Raw genomic sequence first — 3,354 nt, 5'->3', positions numbered from 1 at the left:
GCCGGCAGCAGCACGGTCTGGAACGGCAGGAAGCAGCCGAACAACAGCAAACCGAAGAACAGTTGCGAACCACGGAAGCGCCAGAACGACAGCACATAACCATTCAACGCACCGATGGCGGTGGAAAGTGATTCGCCTTACAAAAATCTCGACGACCTGGTGCAAGCACTGAAGAAAGATCCGAGCAAAGTGGTCATCGGTTCCGGCGGCACCGTGGGTAGCCAGGACTGGATGCAAACCGCCCTGATCGCCAAAGCCGCCGGGATCAACCCGCGCGACCTGCGCTATGTGGCGCTGGAAGGCGGCGGTGAAATCGCCACCGCCCTGCTCGGCGGGCATATCCAAGTGGGCAGTACCGACATCTCCGACTCCATGCCGCACATCCTCAGCGGTGACATGCGTCTGCTCGCGGTGTTCTCTGACGAGCGCCTGGACGAGCCGGAAATGAAGAATATTCCTACCGCCAAAGAGCAAGGCTACGACATCGTCTGGCCGGTGGTGCGCGGTTTCTACCTCGGGCCAAAAGTCAGCGATGCCGACTACGCCTGGTGGAAAGACGCCTTCGACAAACTGCTGGCCTCCGAAGACTTCGCCAAGCTGCGTGACCAGCGCGAGCTGTTCCCGTTCGCCATGACCGGCCCGGAGCTGGACACCTACGTGAAGAAACAGGTGGCGGACTACAAAGTGCTGGCCAAAGAGTTCGGCCTGATCCAGTAATCGCCCCTCTGCCGTTTGGCCACGCCCTGCTGAACCCGGGGCGTGGTCCAGGAGTTCTAGATGCTCTTACAACGCATATTCGCCGCCGTGCTGCTGCTGGCCTGCGCGGTCCTGGCATTGATGGCCTGGCCCTACCAGGCGTCGTTTTCCTACGAACCCGTGGGGCCTAGGGCCTACCCGCTGCTGATGCTCGGGCTGATGAGCCTGGCGCTGATCTACATGCTGTTTCGCCCGCAGCCGACCAAACACACCGAAGAAGAACCCGCGCTGGACCGCGCCACCCTGATCAAGATCGGCATCTGCGTCGCGCTGTTGATCGTGTTTGCCGGCACCTTCGAATCCCTGGGTTTCATTCTCAGCAGCATGTTGATCGGTATTCCGATGGCACGGCTGTATGGCGGCCGCTGGTTGCCCAGCGCGGTGATCATCACCTTGATGAGCGTCGGCCTTTATCTGCTGTTCGATAAAGCCATGGACGTTCCGCTGCCCCTCGGCCTGCTCGACGTTCTGGAGAACTGATATGGATACTTTCGGCTATTTGGGCCAGGGCTTCGGCGTTGCTCTGTCCCCCTACAACCTGGTGACCGCGTTGTGCGGCACCTTGATCGGTACCGTGGTCGGCCTGCTGCCGGGCCTGGGCCCGATCAACGGCGTGGCGCTGTTGATCCCCATCGCGTTCGCCCTGGGCCTGCCGCCGGAGTCGGCGCTGATCCTGCTGGCGGCCGTTTATCTGGGCTGCGAATACGGCGGGCGTATCAGCTCGATCCTGCTGAACATCCCGGGCGAAGCCTCCACCGTGATGACCACCCTCGACGGTTACCCGATGGCCCGCAAAGGCCTGGCCGGTGTGGCCTTGTCGTTGTCGGCGTGGAGTTCGTTCATCGGCGCGTTTATCGCCACCTGCGGCATGGTGCTGTTTGCCCCGCTGCTGGCCAAATGGGCGATTGCTTTTGGCCCGGCGGAATATTTCGTACTGATGGTGTTCGCGATTGTCTGCCTCGGCGGCATGGCCGGTGACAAACCGCTGAAGACCTTTGTCGCGGCGCTGATCGGCCTGTTCCTGTCGGCGGTGGGCATCGACGCCAACAGCGGCGTGTACCGTTTTACCGGCGATAACATCCACCTGACCGATGGCATCCAGTTTGTGGTGTTGGTGTTGGGCCTGTTCTCGATCAGCGAGATCCTGTTGCTGCTGGAAAAAACCCACCGTGGCCAGGAAGCGGTAAAAGCCACCGGACGGATGATGTTTAACCTGAAGGAAGCCTCGTCGGTGTTTGCCGTGAACATTCGTTGCGGCCTGCTCGGTTTCATCATGGGCGTATTACCGGGCGCCGGTGCGACCTTGGCGTCGGCGGTGGCCTACATGACCGAGAAACGCCTGGCCGGGGCCAGCGGTAAATTCGGACAGGGTGACATGCGCGGTCTGGCGGCACCGGAAACCGCCATCGGCGCCTCCGCCTGCGGCGCGCTGGTGCCGATGCTGACCCTGGGCGTACCGGGTTCGGGCACCACGGCGGTGATGATCGGCGCCCTGTCGCTGTACAACATCACGCCCGGCCCGCTGTTGTTCCAACAGCAACCGGATATCGTCTGGGGCCTGATCGCCTCGTTGTTCATCGCCAACACCATGCTGGTGATCCTCAACATCCCGATGATCCGCCTCTTCACGCGCATCCTTGCCGTGCCGAACTGGGCGCTGGTGCCGGTGATCGCGATCATCACCGCAATCGGGGTGTACGCGGTGCATGCCACCACGTTCGATCTGTTCCTGATGATTGGTATCGGCATCTTCGGCTACATCCTGCGCAAGCTGGACTTCCCGCTGTCGCCGGTGTTGCTGGGCTTTATCCTCGGCGGCCTGATGGAACAGAACCTGCGCCGCGCGCTGTCGATTTCCAATGGTGCGCTGGAGATCCTGTGGTCCAGCCCGATCACCTTCGGCGTCTGGGTATTGACCGCCTTGATGCTGCTGTTCCCGCTGGTACGCATCTATCGCAAACGAGCGCTGCAGCGTCGTACCGTGGCCGATGTCTGAGGTCACCTTTAAACACTGGTGGGGAACACCGCTGGTCGGTCTGGCCGGCGGTTACCTGGCCAGCCTGATCGGCTGGCCATTGCCGTATATGGTCGGTTCATTGCTGGCGATCATCCTCGTGCGTTGCCTCACGCCGTGGCAGTTGGCGGAGATTCCCGGCGGGCGCAAATGCGGGCAATGGGTGGTGGGCATCGGCATCGGTCTGCACTTCACCCCGGTGGTGATCGAACAGGTGATGAGCCACTTCGGTTTGATCTTCTTCGGCGCGCTGGTCACCAGCCTGTCGAGCGTGGTCGGCGTGTGGTTGATGCGCCGCAGCGGTGAAGACCGCGCCACCGCATTTTTCTCCAGCATGCCGGGCGGTTCCGGCGAGATGGTCAACCTCGGCGCGCGCAATGGCGCGGTGCTCAGCCGGGTCGCGGCGGGGCAGAGTCTGCGAGTGTTGGTGGTGGTGCTGTGCGTACCGGCGATCTTCAAGTATGTGCTCGACGGTGGCGCGGCCGCAGCACGTAGCCGTCAGGCAACGGAGGCCTGTAGAAGCGACCTTCCAGGGTCGGGATTACCGCGCTGGCAGGCCCCTGGATTCGGGACAGATCAGTCAT

General features: G+C 62.1%; 3 protein-coding genes and 2 pseudogenes. 4 read left to right on the top strand and 1 reads right to left on the bottom strand.

The features are described from left to right. Positions 1 to 137: pseudogene (locus L9Z73_RS27845) on the bottom strand (carbohydrate ABC transporter permease); the annotation flags it as partial. Here L9Z73_RS27845 and L9Z73_RS27840 point away from each other — a divergent pair. The 4 genes and pseudogenes from L9Z73_RS27840 to L9Z73_RS27825 form a co-directional block, all read left to right on the top strand. Beyond that, positions 115 to 717: pseudogene (locus L9Z73_RS27840) on the top strand (Bug family tripartite tricarboxylate transporter substrate binding protein); the annotation flags it as partial. The pseudogenes L9Z73_RS27845 and L9Z73_RS27840 overlap by 23 nt on opposite strands. 60 nt (positions 718 to 777) lie before the next feature. Then, positions 778 to 1,236 (top strand): tripartite tricarboxylate transporter TctB family protein, encoded by a 459-nt coding sequence (locus L9Z73_RS27835; RefSeq protein ID WP_247407934.1) that lies wholly within the window; start codon positions 778 to 780, stop codon positions 1,234 to 1,236. Between the two features lies 1 nt (position 1,237). Continuing rightward, the gene (locus L9Z73_RS27830) at positions 1,238 to 2,752 is read left to right on the top strand and encodes a tripartite tricarboxylate transporter permease (RefSeq protein WP_247407932.1); all 1,515 of its coding nucleotides are present in this window, start codon (positions 1,238 to 1,240) and stop codon (positions 2,750 to 2,752) included. Next, positions 2,745 to 3,354: AbrB family transcriptional regulator (locus L9Z73_RS27825; RefSeq protein ID WP_247407930.1), on the top strand; the 610-nt coding region annotated here is incomplete at its 3' end. The genes L9Z73_RS27830 and L9Z73_RS27825, both read left to right, overlap by 8 nt.

The organism is Pseudomonas emilianonis, assembly GCF_023072625.1.
Taxonomy (GTDB): Bacteria; Pseudomonadota; Gammaproteobacteria; order Pseudomonadales; family Pseudomonadaceae; genus Aquipseudomonas; species Aquipseudomonas paraveronii.
The sequence above is the reverse complement of the archived record's forward strand: the minus strand, read 5'-3'. Positions and strand labels throughout refer to the sequence as shown.